The sequence below is a fragment of the Falsibacillus albus genome (assembly GCF_003668575.1).
Classification (GTDB): domain Bacteria; phylum Bacillota; class Bacilli; order Bacillales; family DSM-25281; genus Falsibacillus; species Falsibacillus albus.
On record NZ_RCVZ01000015.1, the window covers coordinates 18,724 to 44,650 of the forward strand.

General features: G+C 40.9%; 25 protein-coding genes, 2 pseudogenes and 1 riboswitch. Of the genes and pseudogenes, 8 read left to right on the forward strand and 19 right to left on the reverse strand.

Features of this window, described 5'->3' with window-relative positions; translation table 11 throughout:
• Positions 1 to 15 precede the first annotated feature (15 nt).
• From D9X91_RS22940 to D9X91_RS17760, 6 genes and pseudogenes are all read right to left on the reverse strand, one after another.
• Positions 16 to 426, reverse strand: coding sequence for a GNAT family N-acetyltransferase (locus D9X91_RS22940; RefSeq protein ID WP_325050537.1), 411 nt, complete (start codon positions 424 to 426; stop codon positions 16 to 18).
• Between the two features lie 33 nt (positions 427 to 459).
• Positions 460 to 942: pseudogene (locus D9X91_RS22945) on the reverse strand (N-acetyltransferase family protein); the annotation flags it as partial.
• Positions 911 to 2,416: a potassium/proton antiporter gene (locus D9X91_RS17750; RefSeq protein WP_121681999.1), complete on the reverse strand. Its 1,506-nt coding sequence runs from the start codon at positions 2,414 to 2,416 to the stop codon at positions 911 to 913. The gene D9X91_RS17750 and the pseudogene D9X91_RS22945, both read right to left, overlap by 32 nt.
• Before the next feature lie 487 nt (positions 2,417 to 2,903).
• Positions 2,904 to 3,062 carry a hypothetical protein gene (locus D9X91_RS22595; RefSeq protein ID WP_158598359.1) on the reverse strand — a complete coding sequence of 53 codons (159 nt, stop codon included), beginning with the start codon at positions 3,060 to 3,062 and terminating at the stop codon, positions 2,904 to 2,906.
• Between the two features lie 58 nt (positions 3,063 to 3,120).
• Positions 3,121 to 4,053 (reverse strand): manganese-dependent inorganic pyrophosphatase, encoded by a 933-nt coding sequence (locus D9X91_RS17755; protein ID WP_121682000.1) that lies wholly within the window; start codon positions 4,051 to 4,053, stop codon positions 3,121 to 3,123.
• Positions 4,054 to 4,150: 97 nt separating this feature from the next.
• Positions 4,151 to 4,654, reverse strand: a complete 504-nt coding sequence (locus tag D9X91_RS17760; protein WP_121682001.1) for a DUF6199 family natural product biosynthesis protein — start codon at positions 4,652 to 4,654, stop codon at positions 4,151 to 4,153.
• Positions 4,655 to 4,747: 93 nt separating this feature from the next.
• On the opposite strand from D9X91_RS17760, the gene D9X91_RS17765 reads away from it, so the two are divergent.
• Positions 4,748 to 5,206: a hypothetical protein gene (locus D9X91_RS17765; protein WP_121682002.1), complete on the forward strand. Its 459-nt coding sequence runs from the start codon at positions 4,748 to 4,750 to the stop codon at positions 5,204 to 5,206.
• A gap of 75 nt (positions 5,207 to 5,281) precedes the next feature.
• On the opposite strand, the gene D9X91_RS17770 is transcribed toward D9X91_RS17765, so the two are convergent.
• The 3 genes from D9X91_RS17770 to D9X91_RS17780 all read right to left on the reverse strand — a co-directional run bounded on the left by D9X91_RS17770 (position 5,282) and on the right by D9X91_RS17780 (position 8,440).
• Positions 5,282 to 6,829, reverse strand: a complete 1,548-nt coding sequence (locus D9X91_RS17770) for an ABC-F family ATP-binding cassette domain-containing protein (protein WP_121682003.1) — start codon at positions 6,827 to 6,829, stop codon at positions 5,282 to 5,284.
• A 535-nt stretch (positions 6,830 to 7,364) separates the two neighbouring features.
• Positions 7,365 to 7,865, reverse strand: a complete 501-nt coding sequence (locus D9X91_RS17775; protein ID WP_121682004.1) for a DinB family protein — start codon at positions 7,863 to 7,865, stop codon at positions 7,365 to 7,367.
• Between the two features lie 17 nt (positions 7,866 to 7,882).
• Complete coding sequence (locus D9X91_RS17780; RefSeq protein WP_121682005.1) at positions 7,883 to 8,440, reverse strand: histidine phosphatase family protein; 558 nt, start codon at positions 8,438 to 8,440, stop codon at positions 7,883 to 7,885.
• 445 nt (positions 8,441 to 8,885) lie between these two features.
• Between D9X91_RS17780 and D9X91_RS17785 the strand changes: the two genes are divergently transcribed.
• Both D9X91_RS17785 and D9X91_RS17790 read left to right on the forward strand, forming a co-directional pair.
• Positions 8,886 to 9,755, forward strand: a complete 870-nt coding sequence (locus D9X91_RS17785) for an ABC transporter permease subunit (RefSeq protein WP_121682006.1) — start codon at positions 8,886 to 8,888, stop codon at positions 9,753 to 9,755.
• Positions 9,756 to 10,784: an ABC transporter permease gene (locus D9X91_RS17790; RefSeq protein WP_121682007.1), complete on the forward strand. Its 1,029-nt coding sequence runs from the start codon at positions 9,756 to 9,758 to the stop codon at positions 10,782 to 10,784.
• A 293-nt stretch (positions 10,785 to 11,077) separates the two neighbouring features.
• Here the strand turns inward: D9X91_RS17790 and D9X91_RS17795 are convergent, their stop codons facing one another.
• Complete coding sequence (locus tag D9X91_RS17795) at positions 11,078 to 11,839, reverse strand: class I SAM-dependent methyltransferase (RefSeq protein WP_121682008.1); 762 nt, start codon at positions 11,837 to 11,839, stop codon at positions 11,078 to 11,080.
• 353 nt (positions 11,840 to 12,192) lie between these two features.
• Here D9X91_RS17795 and D9X91_RS17800 point away from each other — a divergent pair, with 353 nt between their 5' ends.
• The gene (locus D9X91_RS17800) at positions 12,193 to 13,686 is read left to right on the forward strand and encodes a peptide MFS transporter (RefSeq protein ID WP_121682009.1); all 1,494 of its coding nucleotides are present in this window, start codon (positions 12,193 to 12,195) and stop codon (positions 13,684 to 13,686) included.
• A gap of 46 nt (positions 13,687 to 13,732) precedes the next feature.
• Here the strand turns inward: D9X91_RS17800 and D9X91_RS17805 are convergent, their stop codons facing one another.
• The 3 genes from D9X91_RS17805 to D9X91_RS17815 are packed head-to-tail and all read right to left on the reverse strand — an operon-like array spanning position 13,733 to position 15,847.
• Complete coding sequence (locus tag D9X91_RS17805; protein WP_158598360.1) at positions 13,733 to 14,557, reverse strand: aminoglycoside adenylyltransferase domain-containing protein; 825 nt, start codon at positions 14,555 to 14,557, stop codon at positions 13,733 to 13,735.
• 4 nt (positions 14,558 to 14,561) lie between these two features.
• Positions 14,562 to 15,131: a GNAT family N-acetyltransferase gene (locus tag D9X91_RS17810; protein ID WP_121682011.1), complete on the reverse strand. Its 570-nt coding sequence runs from the start codon at positions 15,129 to 15,131 to the stop codon at positions 14,562 to 14,564.
• The gene (locus D9X91_RS17815; RefSeq protein ID WP_233569839.1) at positions 15,128 to 15,847 is read right to left on the reverse strand and encodes an HAD family hydrolase; all 720 of its coding nucleotides are present in this window, start codon (positions 15,845 to 15,847) and stop codon (positions 15,128 to 15,130) included. The genes D9X91_RS17810 and D9X91_RS17815 overlap by 4 nt, the downstream gene beginning before the upstream one ends.
• A 536-nt stretch (positions 15,848 to 16,383) precedes the next feature.
• Here D9X91_RS17815 and D9X91_RS17825 point away from each other — a divergent pair.
• On the forward strand, positions 16,384 to 17,019 hold the full coding sequence (locus D9X91_RS17825; protein WP_121682014.1) for a Type 1 glutamine amidotransferase-like domain-containing protein: 636 nt from the start codon (positions 16,384 to 16,386) through the stop codon (positions 17,017 to 17,019).
• A gap of 124 nt (positions 17,020 to 17,143) precedes the next feature.
• Here the strand turns inward: D9X91_RS17825 and D9X91_RS17830 are convergent, their stop codons facing one another.
• The 5 genes and pseudogenes from D9X91_RS17830 to D9X91_RS17850 all read right to left on the reverse strand — a co-directional run bounded on the left by D9X91_RS17830 (position 17,144) and on the right by D9X91_RS17850 (position 21,894).
• Entirely contained in the window at positions 17,144 to 17,443 is a 300-nt protein-coding gene (locus D9X91_RS17830) for a YciI family protein (RefSeq protein WP_121682015.1), read from the reverse strand.
• Positions 17,444 to 17,684: 241 nt separating this feature from the next.
• Positions 17,685 to 18,008 carry a hypothetical protein gene (locus tag D9X91_RS17835; RefSeq protein WP_121682016.1) on the reverse strand — a complete coding sequence of 108 codons (324 nt, stop codon included), beginning with the start codon at positions 18,006 to 18,008 and terminating at the stop codon, positions 17,685 to 17,687.
• Positions 18,009 to 18,069: 61 nt separating this feature from the next.
• Complete coding sequence (locus D9X91_RS17840; protein WP_121682017.1) at positions 18,070 to 19,107, reverse strand: ribonucleotide-diphosphate reductase subunit beta; 1,038 nt, start codon at positions 19,105 to 19,107, stop codon at positions 18,070 to 18,072.
• An 18-nt stretch (positions 19,108 to 19,125) separates the two neighbouring features.
• Entirely contained in the window at positions 19,126 to 21,378 is a 2,253-nt protein-coding gene (locus D9X91_RS17845) for a ribonucleoside-diphosphate reductase subunit alpha (protein ID WP_121682018.1), read from the reverse strand.
• A pseudogene (locus D9X91_RS17850) lies at positions 21,350 to 21,894 on the reverse strand (acyl-CoA thioesterase). The gene D9X91_RS17845 and the pseudogene D9X91_RS17850 overlap by 29 nt, the downstream one beginning before the upstream one ends.
• A gap of 108 nt (positions 21,895 to 22,002) precedes the next feature.
• Positions 22,003 to 22,186: riboswitch (cobalamin riboswitch) on the reverse strand.
• A 193-nt stretch (positions 22,187 to 22,379) separates the two neighbouring features.
• Here D9X91_RS17850 and D9X91_RS17855 point away from each other — a divergent pair.
• The gene (locus tag D9X91_RS17855; RefSeq protein ID WP_158598361.1) at positions 22,380 to 22,994 is read left to right on the forward strand and encodes a TetR/AcrR family transcriptional regulator; all 615 of its coding nucleotides are present in this window, start codon (positions 22,380 to 22,382) and stop codon (positions 22,992 to 22,994) included.
• A gap of 59 nt (positions 22,995 to 23,053) precedes the next feature.
• Here the strand turns inward: D9X91_RS17855 and D9X91_RS17860 are convergent, their stop codons facing one another.
• On the reverse strand, positions 23,054 to 23,479 hold the full coding sequence (locus D9X91_RS17860; RefSeq protein ID WP_158598362.1) for a GNAT family N-acetyltransferase: 426 nt from the start codon (positions 23,477 to 23,479) through the stop codon (positions 23,054 to 23,056).
• A gap of 288 nt (positions 23,480 to 23,767) precedes the next feature.
• On the opposite strand from D9X91_RS17860, the gene D9X91_RS17865 reads away from it, so the two are divergent.
• Both D9X91_RS17865 and D9X91_RS17870 read left to right on the forward strand, forming a co-directional pair.
• On the forward strand, positions 23,768 to 24,526 hold the full coding sequence (locus tag D9X91_RS17865; protein ID WP_121682021.1) for a metallophosphoesterase family protein: 759 nt from the start codon (positions 23,768 to 23,770) through the stop codon (positions 24,524 to 24,526).
• A 342-nt stretch (positions 24,527 to 24,868) separates the two neighbouring features.
• Complete coding sequence (locus D9X91_RS17870) at positions 24,869 to 25,111, forward strand: hypothetical protein (RefSeq protein ID WP_121682022.1); 243 nt, start codon at positions 24,869 to 24,871, stop codon at positions 25,109 to 25,111.
• The last annotated feature ends 816 nt before the right edge of the window (positions 25,112 to 25,927 follow it).

Below are 25,927 nucleotides of genomic sequence, written 5' to 3' on the forward strand. Positions count from 1 at the left end.
TGGTCCATCCCTTTTTTATTCATCAATGGTTTTTCGGAATCCATAAAACGGCCGGAAATTTAATTGTTCATAGTATGAATGCGAGCTGCTTGATCCGAGAAGTTCCATTCGTGTGGAAGGATATAGGCTGTGGGCGTAACTTAATAATTTCCCTGCGATGCCTTGTCCCCGATAATTCCGATCGATGATCAGCTCACAAATATATAGACTAATGTTTCCATCTGTAAGGCCACGGACATACCCGACCACATTCCCTTCTGAAACGGCGACCAGCTTCACCTGGGAATGCTGCCAAGCCTTCTTGGTTTGATCGTCCATTTTCACTAAATTCATCCAGCCTTCTTGTTCATTGAGTGCTTGAATATATGGGAAATCGGATTCCACATAATGGCGGAATTTGGCTTTTTGACCGTTTTTCATCATCATTCCATCATTTTGATCCAAATCATTATGGAAATCCTTCTCAAATAAAACCCGGTCCTCGCCAGGACCATCATATTCATTGAACACATGCACACCATCGCATTTCCTATCCCCCGGTACTATTTTAAAACCCATTTTTGTATGGAAAGCAATTGATGTTTGATTGACTGGGGAGGTTACACAGCATACCTTCTTTCTGCCTTGCTTTTTGGCTTTCTCAAAGAAGGTTTCATAAAGCTCCTTCCCAATCTGTTTTCGGCGAAACTCCGGATGCACTCCGACAAAATGAATATATGCCTCCGTCTCATCCGTTTGTGAGTAAAAACCAATTAAGAACCCAACGATCTCCCCCTCGCATTCAATCACATAGCTGGTATTTTGAAAGTGCTGAAAAAACACTTTCGGAAGCAGATGGGAAAGATCCCTGCCACCCCACCATGACTTGATAACCGGTGAAATCTTGAAATAATCTTCGCTCTTGATATGTCTAAGATTTTTTATACCACTTTGATTTCTCATCATTTTCCCCTCCCAATTGCTTATTCTCTTTATCTCTCCGTTGAATGGCTTGTTTTACCTCTTCCCGCAGAGATTTCTTCACCAAAACATATAAAGTATCTTTAGGCTCAAGCTTCGTATCGCCCACAGGTGTAATCAAACGATCCTTTCGGACGACGGCGGTTATCAAAGTATGATCAGGAAGAGTTATGTTTTTGATCTCCCTCCCGGCAATGAGCGCATCCTCAAGTATTTGCACTTCAATCATTTCATGGTTGGTCTTGCCGATCGATATGAGTTCAAGACTGTGAGGCACTTCAGTTTTTTCTTTTCCTGATAAATTGAGTGCAGATGCCAGGGGTGATATTGTAGCTCCCTGAATCAAGGCTGAAGACAGGACCACGAAGAAAACAACGTTAAAAAGCAGGACCCCATTTTCAATTCCTGCCACTAACGGGTAGGTTGCAATCACGATTGGGACAGCACCTTTCAATCCTGCCCAAGATATGAAAATTTGCTCGTTAAAATTGTATTTAGCAAGCAACAAACTGATCGTTACCCCAATCGGACGCGCGGCTAAAATCAATAAGAGTGAGAGGACAATCCCTTGCCAAAAGATATGTGTGAGTTGATTTGGAAAGACCAGCAAGCCCATTAGAATGAACATGATGATCTGGCTCATCCATGCAAACCCTTCGTTAAAGCGCAGAATGGAATGGCGATAGGTCAAATCCGAATTTCCAACTATCAGTGCCATGATGTAAACAGAAAGAAACCCGCTGGCATGGAAAAGAGTCGTGGCACCAAATGTCAAAACGGCAAGCGCAATCGAGAGGACAGGATATAGACCTGAAGAATCGAGGCTGATTTTATTTATGACCCATACCGATATTTTTCCAAGCAAATAACCAAGTATCAAGCCCGCTGCCATTTCCCATATAAAGTTTAGAATTAAGCTGAAAATCGACGTATCGGGCAATTGAATAATTTCAAGTACGGATACTGTCAGGAAAATAGCCATCGGATCATTCGTACCTGACTCAGCTTCCAAAGTAGCGGTCAGCTTCGTTTTTATGTTCTTATTCCCCAAAACAGCAAAAACAGCCGCTGCATCGGTAGATCCGACGATCGCTCCGAATAAAAACCCTTCCAGCCAACTGACATTTAATATGTATTTCGCAGCAGTCCCAATCACTGCCGCTGTAGTCAAAACTCCTAAGGTTGCAAGTGAAAGTGCCGGTTTATAAACCTTCTTTACGTGTTGTGCATTTGTCTTCATCCCGCCCTCAAATAGTATGATGATCAAGGCAAGCGTCCCGATGAACTGCGTCAAAATAGCATTATCGAAATATATGTACCGGTTCAGGAGCATCCCGAGGACGATGAACAATACAAGAGCAGGAAGTCCGAGCCTGGAAGAAAACTTGGCGGTGAATACTCCAACTATCAATAAAATAGCCATTAATAAGATCGTACTTTCAACTGCAACGCTCATGATTTTCCTCCTATCCTTCCTAATATTATATAAGTTTAATGAGAGAAGGACAAAAATAAGAAGAGGATGGGTCAAAACTAAATCACTTCACTCTAAAGGCGAACAAAATTCGAATTAAGAATCCGTCATGACGCCGCTGTTGATTTCCGTGCAAGACTTCGCTTTCCGCGGGGCGGGTGGTGAGCCTGGGGCTTAGGGGCTCGAGGCCATAAGCCGTTTCTATCAAAAAGGCAAAGGACGCCTTTCCATCAGATTCGACTTATGCTTGTCGCCCCTAGGTAAAGCCCCGCCGCTTTTCAACTGTCCCACGAATCCCACCGGAGTCTTCGTCTTGCACTCCAATCAACACCTGGATTATGCTAATAACAACAAACATGCTTTAATATGAAAAACCCGAAAGAATCCGAAGTCTATGGAAAGATTTCGGATGTTCGGGTTTTTTTTCGACTAAAATAATTTTGTCCCAGCCTCGCTTCTTACAACTTTATTAGCTTCGGTTCTTTAAGCGGTAAATCAACAGCTCTGCAAGCAGGGCACCCATACATATGAGCAAAACAGAGTCTTTTTTATCGATGGAGCCTGTTGAACGGAAGCCGCTGATCATGGAAATTACGGCATATACGATGCCCAAGACCGCAATGATCAATATTCCCATCCTGATTTTAGAACCTGTATTCTTATTTTTAATGATGAATCACTCCTGCTTACTGACGATCGAAGGATTCCGTTAGAATCGGAACAATTTGTTTTTTACGGGAAACTACACCTTTCAACAGAGCGACATTGTCTTCAAGCTTGACATTGTATGCATCTTCTACGATTGCAGCTTTGTTCCCCAATGCGACTGCAATGGAGTCGTTTGTCAAAATATCCGTTATGACGAATAGGAATAGATCTAATCCTTTTTCTTCGATAACTTCATTTACTGCAGTTTCAACGTCTGCTTTCCTTGAAAGGACATCCGCTATATCGACTGCATTCACCTGCGCGATTTCCACTTTAGCCCCGCCCATTTTGAATTCTTTCGCGTCAAGGCTGATTAAGTCGGCAGCAGTTTTGCCACTAAGGTCTGCACCCGCTTTAAGCATTTCCAATCCATAGCTGTCTGCATCTACACCTGCAATTTGTGCAAGTTCGCGTGCCGCTTCCACATCTTGCTCCGTGCATGTCGGTGATTTGAATAATAAAGAGTCGGAAATGATTGCAGATAACATTAATCCTGCAATTTCCTTTTTAATCGAAAGACCATTTTCTTTGTACATTTTATTCAAGATAGTGGCAGTACAGCCAACTGGTTCTGCACGATAATACAATGGATCGCTTGTTTCAAAGTTTGCAATGCGATGATGGTCAATCACTTCGATTACGCGCACTTGATCGATATCGCTGACGCTCTGCTGGCGTTCATTGTGGTCGACCAAAATGACACTGTTCACTTCGTTGGCAGCCGTTTCAATCAAGCGGGGAACCTCTGCATTGAATTGATCCAATGCAAATTGTGTTTCACTGTTGATTTGACCAAGACGGACAGGCTCAACGTCCATTCCTAATTGCGTTTTCAGATCTGCATAAGCAATTGCAGAACAAATCGTATCTGTGTCTGGGTTTTTGTGTCCAAAAATAAGTGTTTTTTCCATCGGTAAGCTCCCTTGATAATAATATATTGATGGATGCCAGGCATCGGCTGTCCATTCCTATCGTTATATTAACATATCTGTTTGAGGAATTTGTAGTCTAATATATAATCAAAATTCCGATTATGAATAAAATAACCCCAGCAATCCTATTGGTTTTAATGACACGGGAACTCGCTGTGCTCCTTTCCTTTTTCCATGCGGTTTCAAGGTACCAGGCAAGTCGTGGGGCCATTATGAAGAAAAGTCCAAGAAAACTAACAAGGAAGCCAATTGGGTTTTTGCCGGAATTTTGAATGTCTGTCTTAGGTGGGCCATATTCCTTTTCATACAGGTCAATCGCCTTCTCGGCCATCTTCTTTTCTTGATCAGTGATGCCCTTTACTCCACCATTTGTCGTGTTCCTTCCTACATGCTGAACGAAATATCTTTTGCCATTTTGCAATTCGACGTCATATCGATAATCACCAGGTCCATATACTTCCAAGTAGACTTTTGCCGTCTCGCCATTTTTCAGATCGATGCTCTTATAATCTTCAGCTTTGGCCGTCATACCCGTGACCAGGATCATGAAGCAAAAAAACATCCCAATTTTTTTGTACATGTCATTCTCCTCATCATTATGATTTTTTTGAAACATTTTCCTTTTTCATTCGTCTATTTATTTAGTATAAACTTTCACCATGGGGGGATTTTGTTGAAAAAGGCATTAAGCGTCATCATTTTAAGCGCCATTATTCTGCTCGGCTTTTCCATCACCATGAATCGGTCGATGCATCCACTCGATATTTTACCAAACGAATCAAAAATTGTAATCAGTGATTCACTTCTCTCCATAAATGTACGAGTCAAGAACAATTCTTTCCGTACTTCCAAACCGTTTAAAGTAATGCTCAAAACTTCAGACCCATCCTTTGCAGCGATCTTGGGTAAGGATCAAATGGTGATTGGCCAGCCTGTTCATACAGGCGGTGCAGCGTTTAAAATGGACGGTAATGAAACCCAATACATAGGCCAGACCTTTAAATTAAAAAAATATCACATCCCGAAAGAAAAGCTGATCTCAGCCATTCAAAACGGGATGATCGAAGCGCAGCTCGTCTCTGAGAATCAGGAATTAGGTACATCGACGATCAAGTTTTTTGAAGAAAAATGACAATGGTAATCATCACATTCAAAAGGAAGCTCTTCCTCCTCCATGAGCTTCCCATTGATTTCATCATATCTTTTTTTATTTTCTCCACTGCTCCAAATCCCACACTTGTGTTACCCAATCACGATAAAATTCAGGTTCATGGGAGACAACGATAACGGTCCCATCATATTCATGGATTGCCTCAGAAAGTGCTTGCTTTGCTTGAATATCAAGATGGTTCGTCGGTTCATCAAGGATTAGCCAATTGCTTTCCTCTAAAATGAGCTGGCAAAGGCGCACCCTCGTCTGCTCCCCCCCACTCAATGAATGAAGTGCTTGAAAGATGTGCTCTGATTTCAAACCGCATCTCGCCAAAGCCTGGCGAACTTCCTTCTGTGTCATTCTGTCATGAAGCGACCATATATATTCCAGTGGCGACTGATTCGATCTTGTATTCCATTCTTGAGCAAAATAAGCGGGTTGAACACGGTCCCCAAATGAAATGGTTCCATTCATGGGCTTCAATTCGCCCATGATCGTCTTCAGCATCGTTGATTTTCCGATCCCATTATGTCCGGTAATTGCTATTTTCTCTCCTCGATTCAATTCAAATGAAAGTGGCGGCAACAGCGCTTTGTCATAGCCCACAACCAAATCAATGACGTCGGCAATCTTACTGACCGGACGTTGAGATACCTGAAATGAAAATCGCGGACGTGGAAGCGAATCTGGCTTTTCTATGCGATCGATTTTCATCAGTTTCTTTTCCCTGGCTTTCGCCTGTTTGGAAGTGGAAGCACGCGCCTTATTTTTCTGGATATACATCTCCAATTTCTCGATTTCCTGCTGCTGGCGGCTGTAAGCTGTCAAGGTCTGCTGCTTTCGAAAATCATATGTCTTTACAAACCTCTGATAATTTCCGATATATCTTGTCATTTGCTTGTGTTCCAGATGATAGACCACATTGACTACTTCATTCATGAATGCCGTATCGTGAGATATCAGAATGAATGAATGTGGATAGTTTTTCAAATAATTCTCGAGCCATTTAATATGTTCGAAATCCAGATAGTTTGTTGGCTCATCAAGCAGCAGCACAGCAGGCTTTTCTAAAAGGAGTTTTGCCAAGAGCAGTTTTGTCCGCTGTCCTCCGCTTAGTTCACTGACATCCTTCTCCATTCCGAATGCTGATATACCCAGACCACATGAAATGTCATCTATTTTCGGATCAATTTGATAAAAATCATGCTGCTCAAGAAGCTCTTGTATATCCGCATATTGCTTCAACAGCTTTTCAAGCTCCATTTCATCGCAGCTTCCCATTTCAACAGAAAGCTGTTGCATCCGCTTTTCTGCTTCGTAAAGATGCTGAAAGGCACTCCTCAAAAATGTGCGAATGCTGACTCCATCGGTTAAATCATTATGCTGCTCCAAATAGCCGATCTTAACATTGGGAAGCCACTGCACGTCTCCGTGATCAGGGAGGATCTCCCCGGAAAGAACTTGAAGCAGCGTTGATTTGCCTGCTCCATTCGGGCCTACCAAACCTACACGCTCATTGTTCAGTAATCGAAAGCTGACATTTTTAAACACTAATTTATCTCCATAGAAATGGGTGACATTTTCGACATTTACTATACTCATTGATTGTCTCTCCTTCGCATTGGCATTATATTTAGCACCAACCGTAAAACGGAGGACAGTTCTTTCAAATCCAACTATTTATTTCTAAAGGCTTTTTTGACTTGCTTCCATTCATCGATGGAAGTGAAAGTTTGAATTCCGCTGAAGGATGCTTGCTTTGAGATGTGCGATCTCGCTGGAATATCGTACCTTCTGCTCATATCAAAAACTAAATATATTATCACAAAGCCAATTAAAAGCATACAAAAAGGCAGGTAGACGCACCTGCCCTTTCTTCTGGAAAACCTGCACATGGCTCCCAAAGACGAATATAAAAAGAGGCAAGGATCTGAAATGTCCGTTGTTTTACGATTGATTTTATTGAAAATGGGCAGACTTCTCCCTTATCAAGCTAAAACCATTTGAAAAACAACGGGTCTATTCATGGGATCCTACTCTCTCCTTTTTAGTAAATTTTTCAATATACCAATATCATAATGAAATGAAGGGCAAATGTAAAGAGGTAATCACCTGAATTTTCCAACTTTTCAAAATATCAATCCCATTCCACAGGTTTCCAAGCACCCTGCCTTTTTCGTAAATAGGCTACTTGTCCAAGATGGTAGGCATTATGCAAATTCATGTTGGCGATATGCTTCCACCATGCATAATCCTCTGCAAGCTCTTCATCAAACCTGGCTGCATGAGCATCCTCCAAGACAAGCTTCCATTCATTTATGAGACCTTTCAACTTATTCACATCGTCCTCCCAATCCATTTGAGAATGATGGTCTTCGAGTTGAGTTTTAAAAAAGGTTGATTCATTGGTGAATTCTGTTTCAGGTGGTGCACTTCCTTTAAACTTCAATAAATTTCGTTCATTCCAAAAGATCAAATGTCTGATTATCTCCCAAATGGAGTTTTCAAATCCTTCATCATGCCACCTGGCTTGTTCTGCCGTTACTCCTTCCAATGTATGGTCGAATGTTGCAAACCAGCCCGTTTGATCAAGGCATGCCGATAATTCTCCCATTAATACCTCTTTTACTGATGCCATTTACATCGCCCCTTCTATTATTCTTTCAAAAAGCCATCAATGACCATCCACGTTTCCAGATCAATCACTGAAATATCCGGCATTTTAATCGACTGCCACTCCTGCACACCAAGCCTTCTCCTTAATAAAAAGCTATAAAACGCGGTCAATATCCTCCCGTGTGAAACAATGGCAAGCGAGCTGCCTTTGTGGCGATCGACTAAATTCTTCACGCAATTTACGATCCGTTCCTGTGCGCTCCAGTATTCCTCAAAATCATGGTCACCTTTTCCCATCAGGTACTCCCCGACTTTTGATTGAAAATCCTCTTTTTTCAGAAACCCCGAATTCATTTCGAGTTCCCTCAGATCCTCTTCCTCTCTCAGGACAAGGGTTTTTTCGATTCCGATGGCGGCAGCCGTCTGCATTGCCTTCCTTTCAGGACTGTGATAAATGATTGATGCGTCCTCCCAATCGGTCTGCAAAGCTATCTTCCTTGCACTGATTGCGCCTTCTTCAGACAGTTCCCATTGATGAGAAGGCAGCGAGGGGACGATGCAGACTTGCGCGTGTCTGATGACAAATAGTTTAGGCATCCACTCTTCCCTCCAATAATCACGCTAATTTTGTAAAGTTTTTGGTATTATTGTTTTTAAAAAATTGAATTCCGCTGCAATCAACATCATATGATGAGTAATTTTAAAGAAAATCTGATAAAAACAACAATCTTTTAGAAAACATCCTTACATAAAGAGCGAGAGCAGTTTCTCCATGGCAATCTAGATATCTTTTTGGAAGCAGCCTCTTCTTTTTTGCATCCTACTATCTTTTTGACAATTATTTAAAATATCCTTCTTCTCCACTAAACCATTGCGATTTTCATACATTAATCGTTTGTTCTTTCCCATCCACTCCTTAACAGCTTTCATAGATTGGTATATACTGATAAAGGAAAAAGATGGAATTTAATAGAGAACTTCCTACCGAATGGGAAGAGCCTCTTCCCTGCAGTTCAATATATAAAGTAAAAGGAGAATGACATTGCTTCGTACTACTTATGGAATTTTTCTAAAGTTCATTTATGTAATTATCGGAATTGTTTTATTAAGTGCGTTCACAGGGTTATTCAGAAATGGAATCCACCTCGATTTATTTGTGTATATGAATAGTGTTGGCCACATCATATTTTCGTTTTTCAACCCAGATAATTTGGTCGTACAAGCAGCAAACATGGCCAAGTATTCGATATTCCCTTCTTTTTGGGAGTTTTACCGCTATTCGATCATTCTTTTCCTTTCATCTTTTTTTCTATCTATATTGATAGGAATCATGCTTGGTTTTTTTGCCATGCTTTTGCCCGAAAAAATATTAAGGGTGTTGAAGGGGCATCTATCGTTTTTAGAAGCGCTCCCGGATCTATTTACAATCGTTGCCGTTCAATTTTTTATCATCCAATATTTCAAATCAACCGGCATGCTGATTTTCCCAGTTGCAGGCACCTTTGATGACAGGCCGTATTTCCTTCCCATTTTAGTTTTATCCATTGTTCCATCGATCCAAATGTTCAAGATCTCCATCCTTTTGATGACAGCTGAAGCTTCGAAGCCATATATCGAATTTGTCAGGAGCAAAGGATTCCATCGCACCTATTTATTGTCTGTACATCTACTCCGGAATATTGCTCCTAACATCCTGAATCATGGTAAATCGATCATACTATTTTTATTGTCAAACATGGTGATTTTTGAAAGACTGTTCAACATCAATGGCATCACGACATTCATGATTACTTATCCAGAACCGAATATCATCGCGTTTAGCCTTACACTTTTTTACTTGCCTATCTTCTTGTTTTTTGCATCCATGAATATCATCATTCATATTTTCACAGGTCAAAAGGTGGTGTTTTAATTGAAGAAACTATTCTCAAATAAGTTGTTCTTGACAGGTTTTATTTTTATTGCCGGTTTGTTTTTAACAAGCGTACTCTATTACTGTTTTAAAGGTGACGTGATCCCTCATTCTGGGCTATTATTTGAAAGGAGCGGGTCGGCAATCAAGCCACCATACAATTCCAAGGATTACCCTCCATTCGGGACAGATAATTTTGGAAGGAATATTCTATTTGTCATGATCGTAGGAGCGAAATATACGATCGGGGCGGCTGTGCTCATTACGATTCTGAGGGTCCTCCCTTCCACCCTGCTTGGGTTCCTGATGCATTTTAATTTGTATAAATTTAAAAAACCGATTGAAGCTGTCATTGAATCTGTTAACTACTTTCCTATCACCCTGCTTGCATTCCTCTTGCTTAAGTGGATCTGCTTTGACGGGATCATCAGTAAACAAATATCATATTCTTTTTGGGAGAGTGTCTTCATATTCATTATCGTGCTGGCAGTGATTGCGATCCCTTCATTGTCAGTTTTGATCTCCAATGAAGTCAGGCTGATAATGGATCAAGAGTTTATTTCGTGTTCGATGACGCTTGGTGCAACCCGCTGGCATCTCATCCTTAAACATGTAAAACCATTCCTTGTGCCGCAGCTTTTCATCATCAGCCTGCGTGAACTGATCCAGACCATGATTTTGATTTCTCATTTAGGCGTTCTTGGAATATTCATGGGAGGTGTCACATTTAAACAGGATTTATTTCAACACAACACCATGGTCCCTATTTCCAACGAGTGGGCGGGTGAGCTCGGTAATTGGTGGGATTTCATTTGGACGTCATACCCGTGGATCACATTCATTCCGGTAATTTTTTTCACGTGCACAATCCTTTCAGCAAAATGTATGCTGGAAGGTCTGAAACAAGTGGCCGATATGCGAAAAGACGTCGATTTGCCATCAAAACAAGATGAAAAGAATACTCCCAAGCTTAAGGAACCGTTTTGCTTTCTGCATCAAAAAAACACCGAAAATCAACTAGATGGTTGATTTTCGGTGTTTCTTCTATCATTTATCTCCAGATTAAGGTGTGACCTGAGTTTGGTGACCAGTTTGTCCTTTCACCCTTATTTCCGGGAATCAAACATCAGGTTTGCTGACCGATTTCATCTTTCCCCCTCGTTTGCGGGCATTAAACATCGACTTTGGTGACCAATATCCCCCTTCTCCCTCACTCACGGGCATCAAAGGCGTCAATTGCTGCACTCTAGCATCGCATCATAATTTTCAACTCCATAAAAGGACAGGACTTCGCTCCCATTCATCGCCATTTCCCTGTACGATTATCCCTGCCTCTTTGTTGCCTTTATGATCAAGGTCGTTGGAAATTTACGCGCTTTGTAAAGAGAATAGTAGCGGTCTGACACTTCAGGCTCTATATCAGCCAAAGCGGCCGGTACCTGGCTTTCCACAACATGGTCGATGGAAAACCCAGCATTTATCAGCTCATTGATATAAGTAGCGAATTTACGTGTATGTAAGGTCAGTTGAGTATCTTCTCCTTTGAATTTCTCAAACGTTGCGACACCTTCCTGCTGATAGCTGCCTTTGAGGTGTATTTCACCGTTTCTTGTTTGGAGATGTGCATATAAAGGATGATCCCAGCTAAATATGAAGGTGCCGCCATCCTTCAAATACGAGTGGATCAGCCTGAAGGTCGCAGCTAAATCTGTGGTCCATCCGATTGCATAAATCGAATAAACATAGTCGAAGTAGCTCTTCGGCAATCCTGCGTCTTCCTCCATTGCCCCTTGGAATAATCTTGGATTCAGCCCCTTCAGTGTGTTCTCTGCCTCTTTTATTTGAGAATGAGAAAGGTCGATCCCCCATAATTCAGACGCTCCATGCTCTTCCATATATTTAAGAGAATGCCCGCTGCCGCACCCGATATCCAAAACTTTTTTTCCAGTTATTTCGCCAAACATCCCCAATTCTTCTTCCGTTTGTGTGAAAGGGCCATAGCTCGGCAAAGCATCGACCCCGTTAAAGTGATGTGCAACGACATCCCAGCTTTTCTTATTGTTCTCCAGAATTCTATTTGTCATTTTTACCCCCTGAATTTTTTCTTACACAATCTATTTAGTTCTATATGGCAAGCACAAATCCTCTCTTTATATTTCAGATGGGTTAAAAACGTTCATTTCAGGTAAATATTATATTTGTAATTTTCTTATTAATTAGATATATTACAAAAATGTTTTTATTAAATTTCTAACATATTTCTTTGTTTCAATAACATCTGATTTTTTCTTTATTTTTACATTTTTTCAGTACCAATTACTCATAATATAAGGGATTTCTAACATTCCAAAAACATACAACAGGTTTTTTACACAAAATGTTTTGACAAATTACGACACAAGAAAGTAATATATTGATATATTAAGGAGGAGTTAGTATGTCAGCAGTGAATAGACAGAAAATTGTGGAAAGCGTCCCTCAAAAAGGCTTCTTCGGCCATCCTAAAGGACTATTCACACTTTTCTTCACAGAATTTTGGGAGCGCTTTTCTTACTATGGTATGAGGGCTATCCTCTTGTATTATATGTATTATAAGGTAACCAAAGGCGGTTTGGGGCTCCCCGAACATACGGCATTATCCATTATGTCGATTTATGGATCTTTGGTCTACATGTCAGGTATCATCGGAGGATGGCTGGCCGATAGACTTTTCGGTACATCAAAAGCCGTTTTCTATGGTGGAATACTCATTATGCTTGGTCATATTGCTTTAGCTATTCCAGGCAGTGTTTCCATGTTCTTCGTATCAATGGTCTTGATCGTCCTCGGTACTGGATTGCTTAAACCAAACGTATCCACGGTAGTAGGGGAAATGTACAGCCCTGAAGATAACCGCCGAGATTCAGGCTTCAGTATTTTCTATATGGGTATCAATCTTGGTGGATTACTGGCACCCTTGATTGTAGGAACAGTCGGTATGGATTATAACTTCCATTGGGGCTTTGCGATTGCTGCAATCGGTATGTTCCTTGGATTAGTCGTTTTTATTCTTACAAAAAAGAAAAATCTAGGTCTTGCCGGCACTTATGTGTCCAATCCATTGGCACCTGCTGAAAAGAAACGTGTTTGGTCTATGATCATCGGAGGCATTGTCATTCTTGCCATCATTTTGGGAGTGACGATCCCAAGTGGATTGTTGACATTGAATAGTTTCGTCGGAATTGTCGGAATTCTCGGTTTTGTCATTCCAGCTATTTATTTCCTTGTTATGTATTTCAGTTCCAAAACGAACGACACTGAACGATCTCGCGTTTTGGCTTATATCCCGCTATTCCTTGCATCCGTCATGTTCTGGTCCATCCAGGAACAAGGGTCTACCATTCTTGCTGCGTATGCAGACAAACGTACCCAATTGGATTTTGGCGGCCTGCACATTTCGCCAGCATGGTTCCAATCCTTGAACCCTTTGTTTATCATCATGTTGGCACCGGTATTCGCTTGGCTATGGGTTAAACTAGGAAAGCGCCAGCCTTCGATCCCGAAAAAATTTGCATTCGGCGTATTATTTGCAGGCATTTCTTATATTGTCATCCTGCTTCCGGGCTATCTTGGCGGTGAGCATGGACTTGTCAATCCTTTATGGCTAGTGCTTAGCTATCTGGTCGCCGTTATCGGGGAGCTATGTTTATCACCTGTCGGGCTTTCTGCAACGACCAAGCTTGCCCCAGCGGCATTCTCTGCACAGACGATGAGCTTATGGTTCTTATCGAACGCAGCAGCGCAGGCAATGAACGCACAGCTTGTTAAATTTTATACACCAGAAAATGAAATCATGTATTTTGGAACTATTGGCGGTGCAGCCATCGTCCTTAGTTTGATCCTCTTCATGATCTCTCCAAAAATCCAGGGACTCATGAAAGGTATTCGATAAATATATATAAAAAATCCCTTTGCGGAAAAGACCGCAAAGGGGTTTTTTATTTACGCCTGCCTTCTACCTCCATCAATTGATTGAAGTGACTGTGTAAATATCTTAAGAATTTTAAGGCTGTTTGAATCCGTTCATCATGCGTTCCAAACAGTTCTTCCTTATTCCCGCTTCGAATATTGATAGCTTCCTGGATAATCGGATGCCATAAAGCAGGCAGATGCCGCAATGCATATTCCCCTGCTTCAACTTTTGAAATAATATCTTTTTCTTTCAGGGTATAGTATTGGCGAAGCATACCAAGGATGGACCATTCCAATTCTGAATCGATTTGTTCAGTCGTCCATTGATCCAGTCGATCCACTTGGGATTCGAGAAATTGAATTCTGTCTGCCCAATACGTATTGATGTTCTCAAAAGTATATCTAATCAACAATCGATCATCTAATCCGATTTCCAGCTCCTGAATCCCCGGCCCGATAATATTGACTGCCTTTTTTTGAAGAAACCAGGTGGTGACGGGATTTATCACTGTGCCTTTTTTCATTTCACCGTCATTATAATAGACAAATGACTTCTGATAAATATCATCCTCAGCTAAATCGTCCCATGTAACATACCCTCCATCCAGTTCAAAAGACGGGAACATTTTCTTTATCCTTAAATGGAGTCCACTTAATAACGGCAAATCTTTTTCCGTTATCGGCTCACTTGTCACTGCAATAAAGTCAATATCGCTTTTGCCTTCTACATAAGCTCCGAGTGCAATCGAACCATGTACATAAAGCCCTTCTAAACGAGTGGGCAAACTTGCACCAATAAGTTCGATATAATCATCCAGAACCTCTCTTATAGGGGATGGAATTACCTGCATTACATCACCACTTTCCATTGTTTTGATTTTTTTTCAGCCAATCAGGTTTGATCATGGAGAATATAAGTGCGTCATTTGAGACTTCGTTCTGGTAGAGGTAGCCCCTGAGCAGACCTTCCTTTTCAAAGCCAAGTTTCAATAATAATCTGTACGAGGGTTCGTTCACTGTGAATGTCACCGCTCCTACCCGAAATAATTCAAGTTGTTGAAAGCTGTAATCCAGCACACTTTTGACTGCTTCAGAAACATATCCCTTTTTCCAAGTATCGGGGTGGATTTCATAACCGATTTCGCAGCGGCGATTGTGAATTTCGAGCCTATTCAAACCGACCGTTCCAATGAATCTGCCGTCCTCTTTTCGAACGATCCCCCACCGAATACTGCGTTTATCCTGAAAATTCGCATGAAAGGAAGCAATGATCTTTCTTGCTTCCTCAAGTGAAGTCAAGGAGCTCATTCCATAGAATTTTGTAACTTCATCCATGGACATAATGTCAAAATAACTTTGAAGATGATCTTTTTCGGTTATTTCAACCAGGCGCAATCTTTCTGTTTCTAATTTCGGAAACTTCATTTCTTATCCTCCAAGACTATTCTATTTGACTTATTTTCCCTATACCCTGAATTGATCACTTCTAATACATGAGAAGGATGGGTCAATGGTTCGAATTCTGACTTCCGGCAATAATTCCAATGATCTTTGAACCAAACCGCATGAAAAGGAGATACTCCCGCTCTCATCGCTCCATTCAATTCATCAGAGCCATTATCGCCGATAAAAATCGATTCGCAGGGCGAGACACCAAGTCGGTCACAGGCAAACTTATATAGATTTGGATCTGGCTTTGCCATTTTTATTTGAAAAGAGAATAATACTGTATCAAAGAATGGAGCCAGTTCGTGGCCATCCCATGACACCACCTCTTCAGGGGAGCAATTGCTGATCAATCCTATTTTGATCTCCCTTTCTTTTATGCCGCTAAGCATATGGATGATATCCGGAGAAACCTCTTCGAAAGCTTTAGCTTTTGACGCTTCCCTTCTCTTTAAGTATTCCTCAAGTACATTTTCATCCGGGGTTTGATTGAACGAGTGGAAAATATCCCTCAAACAGCTTTTAAAATCTGGATACGATCCATTCATTCGCAGCTCCCTTCTTCTCGACCATTCCTGCTTGAAAAGATCCTCGTCCAATCCTAATGCTGGCACCGATACATTCGCTTTCTTCCTTTTATTTTCCCATTCGGTAATCAACGTTTCATAAAGATCGAACAATACGGCTTTTACCAATCTAATACACCTCATAATTTATTTTTTGTTAAGGCTCTTTTCGTAAAGTTTGTTGCTATTCATTAAAGGTTGTATAAGTTTGATTTCCCCTGCAGGATGCTCGCCTTCCGAGTGGCCTCACACGAAGTGAGGTCGTTCGATGTTGGCACAGGACAAGGAAATCTTCGACAGCGACACATCGCACGAAGAAAAATGCCTGGCATTTTTCGAGGACGTGCCGAACTTAATCGAACATCCGCCTAACATCTCCTTGCTCCGCTGTGGGGTCTCACCTGTCCAGCTCCAGGACTTAGGGGCTCGAGGTGTCGCCCCTAGGCAAAGCCCTGCAGCTTTTCCACCTGGCCCGCTGATCCCTCCGGAATCTCGCACCTTCAGCTCCAATCAACAACATATGGCCAGTTATTTTAAATAAAAACTGTTAAAAACATGCTAGAACTAATTTCTGTAGAAACACCTGAAACAAAAATATTAGTATCGATAGAAAATTTATCCAACTTTTGGTATAGTTCTATTATTCTACCATATGGGGTGATGACGTGTATGATCGACATTTATTTTTATTTGGCGGAAGCCCTCCCTTTACAAGAAATCTGGCAGAAAAGTTTGGCAGCTTGATCCCAAACAACAAACCGATTGCCATCCTGTTTGTTGATAGGCCCGGCTGGCAGGCATATATGCCAAAATATACGGATGCATTAACTAAATGGGGGGATTCGCCTTTCACCTTTCATCCGATGACAGACGATGGGAACTGCGGAGATTTTTCCGATCTTCAAAGAGCTGGGGGGATCGTTATTGGCGGGGGGGATACAGTAAAATACCATCAACATATCATAGATACGCAGATTGGAACCCTCATAAGGGAGAAATACAGTGAAGGCATTCCCATTGCAGGATTTTCAGCCGGAGCACTCATCTCCCCTGCCCACTGCATCATCCCCCCGATCGACAATGACTGGAACGAGCATCTTTTTTTAAAAGGGCTGGGACTAGTCAATCATTGTGTCATTTCGGTCCACTATCGCAAATGGGATGAAGAAGCCAATCTAAAAGCTGCCATCCACCAAACGAAATCACCAGTTGGTTATGGCATAGACGACGAAGCCGGAATCTATTTTCACAATGAAGAACTTGCCTTCACTGAAGGTTTCATGACACATTTTGAAAAGTAATTCAGTTCTCGCATGCGTTACTATTTTTTTTTTGGGATTTATTCTTAGGATTTATTCTTAGACTATCAATCGCCTCATCAAAAAGTTGAAAAAGGCTGTCCGGGGACAGCCTTTCTCCTATCAGCTATACGATTTCTTCTTGAAAAAACACACCTATATCTGATGACACCAAGGTCGAGGAAAACTCAATGATGCGAAACTCCATGAAACCATTCTGATAATATGGATCTTCCTTTAATATTTCTTCTAAACGGGCTCGTGAAATGTTTCCTGCTACGATGATTCCTCCATTGGCGGACAGTTTTGGCCCGGATGTCATGAATGTTTTGTTTTCATAATACTTTTTCAAAAATTTCAAATGCTGTTCATGAATTTGTTCCATTTCTTGATTTGGATGTTTAAAATCGAGATCGACGATTAACAACTTGATCTCCTCCTGTATGTATTCTATGCCTGTTTTCACAAGGTTTGCAGCTGATTATCAAAACATAGCAACATTGAGATGATGTTCGGTTTCCCCTGATTCCTCCGGAGCGACACCTTCCGCTCCAACCAAAACCATAGGATGACGTTTGTTACAAAATCATTTAGAAATCAGCCACATAAAAAAAATTGTGATTTGACTATACCCATCTTTTTAAGAAATGAAACCATATAAAGCACGATTATGTAAAGTACGGCAAATAATAGATTAGAGAGATGATAAAGGTGCATGCAACATAAATGATACAGCCAATCAGGAATGGATTCAGCCGGAACATAAATGGCTTAACTTGCCCGGCATCCTGCCGATTCCACCCCTTCACACTGGCATTCAGCTGATTGGAATTTTGGTTCAAATTAAAAGCAATCAGCCATGTTCCTCCTAAAAAGAGCAAGCCGGTTAAAAACATCGCTTCCATAAAGCTCCAATGAAACAACCATGATACTACAACGGATAATAATAAATTTATGATGATTGCAAAGATTAGCCATACTGCTTTTTTCACAGAAAACACCCCCTTCGATATTTACTTTACGAAAGAGGTGTTTGAAAGTTTCAAAATGTTATTACAATTCATCAAAACCGTTGGAATCGGTTGCTTTCGTGTACTGTCTTGATTTCTGTTCGAAGAAATCTGTCTTGCCTTGATCGACTTCCTGATAAGCGATGATCCAACGCAGAGGATTTGACTTATATCCCTCAAATGGTGCAGCAAAACCTAATTGTCTTGCCCGCTTATTGGCAATAAATTTGATATAATCCTCTACTTCATCCATCATCAAACCTTGCATCTGATCACCGATGATGTGCCTTCCCCATTCGATCTCCAATTCGGCAGCATATTTGATTGTATCTGTCACGAACACATTGAATTCATCCGTATCGTATTCTGGATTCTCATGCAAGATTTCCTTGAGAATCTTTTCAAACAACCCAACATGTATTTGCTCGTCCCTGTTGATGTAATTGATCATGGTGCTGGTAGCCAGCATTTTTTGATTTCGTGCAAGGTTATAGAAGAAGGCGAACCCAGAATAAAAGAATAATCCCTCAAGGATGACATCGTATACGATGGATTCGAGCAGATTCTTGATGCTCGGCTCTTCTGCAAATTTTCTATAGCCGTCCGTGACAAAACGATTTCTCTTTTCAAGGACGGGATCGGTCCGCCAATACTCGAATACCTCTTCCTGCTTATGCTTCGAGACGATGCTCGATAGTACATAGCTATACGAATGGTTATGGATGACTTCCTGCTGAGCGAGAATGATCATTAAAGCGTTTATACTGGAATCGGTCAAATAATCCGCAACCCTACCCGCATAATCGGTTTGGATGCTGTCAAGAAGAGCAAGAAGACCGATAATTTTTAAGAATGTCTCCTGCTCTTTTTCCGGCAGCTGAGGAAACTGTTTAATATCCTTCGACATATTGATTTCAAATGGCGTCCAAAAGTTTGCAAGCATTCTTTTATATTTCGGATATGCCCAAGAAAATCTGACATCATCCCAATTCAATATATTTGAGCTTTTGCCGTTCACAATCGCTGTAGATGCATTCGGTGCTTCACGATCCAACAATGTCCTTTTGTTCAACAAAGTCATTCTATTTCAGTCCTTTCTTTAGCTATGGCAGCTCTCGCATTCTTCAATGATGGAAGCTGATGTGGAACGAACATAATAAGTTGTTTTCAACCCTGACTTCCATGCATTCAGATGAAGGTCAAGCAGTGCTTTTGCCTTGATGTCATTTGATACATAAAGATTGAATGAAATCGATTGGTCGATATGACGCTGCCTCTTGGCATTTTGCTTCACGCTCCAATGCTGGTCGATATGATATGCACTCTTGTAATACCATTTTGTTTTTGGATTCAAGTCCGGTGCTGTAACAGGAATTTTGTAATCCTTTTTCTCCTCTGAATATTCCTGCTTGAAGATGGGGTCGATGCTTGCCGTCGACCCCGCAATGATGGAAGTTGATGAGTTCGGGGCAACCGCCATCAAGTAGCCGTTCCGGATCCCATCTTTCTTCACCCTTTCCTTTAATGCAGCCCATTTACCGGAATGGTAAGATTTTTGTTCAAAGTACTTTCCTGATTTCCAATCCGATCCCTCGCAATATGGATACGCCCCTTTTTCTACTGCTAAGGATTGGCTTGCCTGGATCGTCAAATAGGCAATTTCCTCATATAATTCATCACAATATTGGACAGCCTCTTCACTTTCCCATCTTATCCCTTTCAACGCTAGCAGGTGATGCCATCCAAACGTTCCCAAGCCGATTCCGCGATAGCGTTTATTTGTCAACTCAGCCTGAAGGACAGGGATTTGATTGATATCAATGACGTTATCCAGCATCCTCACCTGGATGGTGATCAATCGCTCAAGTACATCCTCCTGAACTGCTTTAGCCAACGAAATCGAAGAAAGATTGCAGACGACAAAATCACCAGGATGCTTTCGTATCAATATTTGATCATCAGCCATGTATTCTTCCACTACATAGGTCGGACTCATATTCTGCATGATTTCTGTACAGAGATTACTGCAGTAGATCATCCCTTTATGCTTGTTCGGATTCCCGCGATTTGCCGCATCACGATAAAATAAGTAAGGTGTACCCGTTTCAAGCTGCGACTTTAATATGGATTTCATGATTTCGATAGCAGGGACCGTCTTTTTCGATAGGAACGGATGGTACACGCATTCCCGATACCGCTTTGAAAATTCACCATTTTTCTTTTCATCATAGAAGTCCTCAAGTGAATATCCCATCACTTTCCTTACTTCATGTGGATCAAATAAATGCCAGTCTCCCCGCTCCTCTACAATTTCCATGAACAGATCCGGGATGCATATGCCTGTAAACAAGTCATGGGTCCTTTTACGCTCATCCCCATTGTTGAGCCTCGTATCCAGGAAAGAAAAGATGTCTCTATGCCATGCATCCAAATATACGGCGATAGCCCCTTGACGCTGGCCGAGCTGATCAACGGAAACCGCTGTATTGTTCAATTGCTTCATCCAAGGAATGACACCTGAACTGACCCCTTTGAAGCCTTTGATATCACTTCCCTGTGATCGTATCTTCCCAAGATAAACACCGATTCCCCCTCCATTTTTGCTCAAGGTCGAGGTATCAGTATTCGAGTCATAGATTCCACGCAAGCTATCATCAACCGTATCAATGAAGCAGCTGGAGAGCTGGCCGTATGATTTCCCTGCATTTGCAAATGTAGGTGTCGCAACTGTCATGTAGAGGTTGGACATGGCCCAATATGCTTCCTTAACCAGGTCAAGCCTTTTATCCTTTGGCTCATTCTTCATCAATGTCATGGCGATAATCATATAACGCTCTTGCGGCAGCTCCATCACTTGTCCACCGTGGGTTTTGGCCAAATACCGATCTGCAAGCGTCACTATCGCAATGTATGTAAATAATTCATCGTTTGCGGGCTGAATTTCCTTTTCAAGCTCGACCATTTCCTCATGTGAGTATGATTGAGATAGATCGCTATCATAGATCCCTCTTGCAGACAAGTCCTTTATGAGACCCGGAAGAGATCCATAGTCACTTCCTTTTGGCATTTTCCTCTGTTGTACAGCCTTTTGATATAGCTCCATTAAGTAAATCCTGGCTGCCACAAATGTCCAATCCGGTTCGATGGCTGAAATTCTCTCGACAGCTGTAAGTATAAGTAGATTGATCCATTGTTCATCACTTTGCTCAGGATTTAAATGGAGTGAGCGAATCATTTTATCTTCATACTGCTGAAGATCCAAAGCAGGGTACTCCATTCCGATCCCTTTCAACATACTCTTAAATTGTTTGATCCTAGTTTGGTTAATTTGTGTTTCGATTAGTGCCGGCATCTATGATTCCATCCCTTCCATGCTGATTTGAAGATTTGTTCAGTCTGTGTTGTTTACGAGTTCGTGCTTCTGCAAAAAGATTCCTGTCTTCGTCTGTTTCAAGGACAACCTTTTGAACAGTAATTGGTTTGCCAAGCTCATCTTTTGCTACCATCGTCAAAAATGAAGTGGTGGTCAATGTTTTTGTTTCTTTCAAAAGATCCTCACTCTCAACCTTCACATAAACTTCAATAGACGTCTTCCCTGTCGCTATTACCACGGCTTCAAGTGGAAGGATATCGCCCGTTTTTGCCGATGATATAAAATTGACTGTATCGATCGAGGCAGTCACCACTACTTTTTTTGAGTGCTTCATGGCAGCGATCGCAGCGATTTCATCGATGTAAGATAATATCTTACCACCGAAAATCGTCCCATATGATTCGTATCGTGCGGTAAAACCAGTTTCGTTTGAATCGTCCGTGACCTTTTGCGACTTTCCCAACCTTCCCTCTCATTCCATGTGTTCAGAAGCATAAAAAAACCTATTCTCTCAAGAGAACAGGTTTAAAAACGTTGATAAATAATTAGATGAATCAGCATCTACTATGTACCCTCGTTCCATCCTCCCAGCTCCCGAAGAAGATTAGACGTATGATCAAGGCAGGTCTCCTGACTCGTGCTTCCATTTACTCTAAGGCCTTCCCATCCCTTCTTGAGACAGTGGACACCCTTATTTCATCAGCACTTACAGTTGCGGGAACAGTTCTGGACTTACACCAGATTCCCTATTAAGTCTTCAACAGACACCTTAATCATCGGTTTTTCACTATATATAGATATATTTTAAATATAAAACACAAAATATTGTGCCTTAGATTATATTAAACTTCTTTTTTTATTTTTGCAAGCATCTTTTTTCTAAACTATTAATCATCTCTATCAAGATAAATTGTCTATGTATAGGATTCATGATAAAGTAAAAAATGAGTACACTCATTTTTCTGAAAGGGTGAGCAATATTGATTGGTATACGGAAGAAAAAGAAGCAGGAAACTAAAAATAGAATTCTTAAATCAGCTAAAAAGCTCTTCTTTGAAAATGGCTATGACTATACAACCACCGAAGAGATTGCTAGAGAGGCAGAAGTCGCATCAGGCACAATCTTCAACTATTTTGACAGTAAGGCAGAAATCCTGATTGAAGCATTTGCCGATGACTTTATGGAGGAAATGGACCAGCATGAGTTCCAACTCGACCAGCAAGACTTGCAAAAGGCCGCAGCCGATCTGATTTATGACTTTATCGATAACCGCATTAAGCGATACAGTAATATTAGCAAAAAAATCATGAGACAGCTGTTTTCTTCATCCTTTACAGCCTTCAAATCAAAGCCGGAGCTATTAAAAAAAATGATAGACCTCGATTTCATGTTTGTCGATGAATTAATTGTTTATATAAATGAAATGAAAGCAAGGCGGCTGCTGCCTGAAACCTTCCAATCGAATGAAGCGGCCGAAATCATTTACAGCATTCTCGCATTTGAATATATCATTTACATTTTTCAAAAGGATCGCACACTGACAGAGTTGATGGATGGGATACGGAATAAAGTGAATTTCATCATTAAAGATTGAAGATACCGGCGCCCTCTTAAAAAGGGGCGCCCTTAAGACATTAAAGTTAAGAAACTCTTTTACAAAATTTTCCGAAAAACTTGCTGGCCTTTTAATCTCTCATATCCGATGCTTTCGTAAAATTGGTGGGCGGTCGATCTTTCATTTCCAGACCTTAATTTAATTTGTGAAAAACCGTTCGCTCTTGACCATGACTCACATTTCTGCATAAGCTGTGTCCCAATCCCTTTTCCCCTGAAAACTTCGTCGATGACAATCCCACCGATTTCAGCATAAGTATCCTGAATAAGGAATTTCCCAAACACATGACACCATCCTGCAATAAGTCCCTCTTGAGCTTCCTCCACAAACACTGCATGATATTTACTGGAAAGGATTTTTTCCAATCGCACTTCTACTTGATTTTCAGGAATTTCATACCCCAGTTGAAAGCACAGCCTCGAAATTTGTTTTGCATCCTTTAATTGAGCTCTTCTAATCAACAAAACGATTCACCCCTAATTTTAATGGACACATTTCCTATATAATAAGACTTCTTCCAATAGTCGAAAATCTCCTTTATAAAATTTTGCTCTTATCGAAAAGTTTGTTGCTGTTCATTAAAGGTTGTGTAAATTTGACTTATTTTAAAGTAAAATTGTTAAAAACAACAATTTTTTATAAAATAGCCATTATCATAAAATCAAAAAAAATTTCATTTTTTAAAGGGAAATCCGATTGTCAAAGGGAAGTTTTATATGAACATATAAATCATGCACTAGGGGGAATACAACATGGATCGTATCGCAGTGATATCTGATATTCACGGGAATTTGACAGCTTTGGAAGCGGTCATCGGCAACATGAATGAACGAGGCGTCACACACGTCATCTGTCTTGGCGACTTAGTCGGCAAAGGACCGCGCTCTAGTGAAGTGGTGGATCGAATTCGCGATCTATGCGATGTCGTTGTATATGGAAATTGGGACGAAGGCATCCAAAAACCTTCGGAGCACGAAAGCGTCCGATGGCAGCAGGACCAGCTTGGGGAAGAAAGATTGGCTTACTTAGGCAGCCTTCCCTTTCATGTTGATTTTTACATGAGCGGGAAATATGTCCGCCTCTTCCACGCTTCAGCAAAAAGTGTCCATCATCGTGTGGTTCCGATGGTCCATCCACTTGAGGAAAAAATGGCCATGTTTGACGCGTCACCTTGGATCAATTCAATTGAAGAGGAAAAGTCGCCGGATGTCGTAGGTTTCGGTGACATTCATGCAGCACTGATTGAACCGCTGGACCCGCAAAGGACTTTATTCAATGCAGGAAGTGTTGGAAATCCATTGGATCTGCCACAAGCCACCTATGCGATTTTGCACGGGGACTATTTATCTCGTGAATCTGGTCCTTTTTCAATAGAGATTGTCAGGGTGCCATACGATATCGAAAAAGAATTACATGTTGCGCAAACGATGAATTTGCCCGACTTGGATTATTATGCAATTGAATTGCGGGATGCCGTTTATCGTGGAACCCTTAAACAAAAAGCAAAATAATTAAGAGGATTATAGTCAAAACCTAATTTTCTTTGAATATTGACTTATTGAAACGTTGCTCATTCGAAACGCCAATAATGAAAGCTTCCTTGTTTTTTTCATCAAGGAAGCTTTTTTGTATGGTTGCTTTCTCAAAGATATCAGAATATTAGATGCTATTTGGTGAAGCAGGTGTGCGACTCCGGAGGGCTCACCGCTTGCCCTGCGGAAATCTAGCATCCTGCTGTGGACATCAACTTTGCACAGACTTGGATGTAAAGAACTTCACGTATAACGCCATTAGTTTTTTTATGCTAAAATCGGGAAATAGAATAGCAAACAGAAAGAAAGGGAGAGTTAAAGGTGAATCTTGTCAGATGGTCATACGCCCGCTTGAATCATATCAAAGCGTCTTTTGACACTTTCCCTCACTCACCGGTGATTTTCAGAAGAATTAAAGGATATTATTTTGTCTATACCGTTCAGTGGTCTCCAGAAGATCCCTATATCGATCGAACTCAGCTTGAGAAAATGGAATGGCTGCTGAATATCGAACTGGGATTCGAAGATGAATATCGAAAAAGAAAGGAATTCTATCCTTCTTAGAAAAATTTCACCATTTGATGTTGGCCGAATCGCATAGGGCGAACTCCGAAGGGATCAACAAAGTTTACGGAATGAGCAAAAAAAATCTTTGAACAAAGGGAGTTTGGCAGGACAAACTTAAGCCCCGAAGCATAATATGGTTAATAAATACGAAAGCGCAAGGTGGCAACAATGGGGTTTTTCAACGATTTAAATTAACATTAACCTCAGAAAAAAGCTCCATTAACTATTTATAGAATCCCTGCTGAAGACAAAAAATACATCAAACCTATGTCAAAGAGCCAAAAAATAAAAAGGTTAATGACCAATTTGCCTAAGAAATAAGTTTTCGATAAAAAATAGGTTTACGTTGATGGACAAGCGATGATTCCAAAAAAAGGAATGTTCATATAATATAGTAAACAGTCGCAAAAGGAGATGAAAAATATGTGCTTCTGCAATCAAATGAACAAGAGGAAAGCCGAAAAAAAATCTAACCTAAACATTTATCCTGTAAAAAAAGAGGAGCCAAACAAGTATCGACCGTTAGACAGAAAGCAGCAAATAAAAAAATTAATGAAAAAATATCCAACTGCATAACATTAGGATATTAAGGAGGATTACTATGTCCTTTCCTTATAATAATTTCAATTTTTCAAACTAAAGTCACAAATCAGTACATATGAATGTGACTTTTCTAGAGAAGCCGCCTAAATGATTGCGGTTTTTTTCTTTGCTTTGTGAAACCACCTTTCGATATCTACCAATCTTCGGCCGGAACGGGATGCTCCTGGCATCAAACCACTTTTTTGATTCCCTTCCTTCACCTTTTTGGCC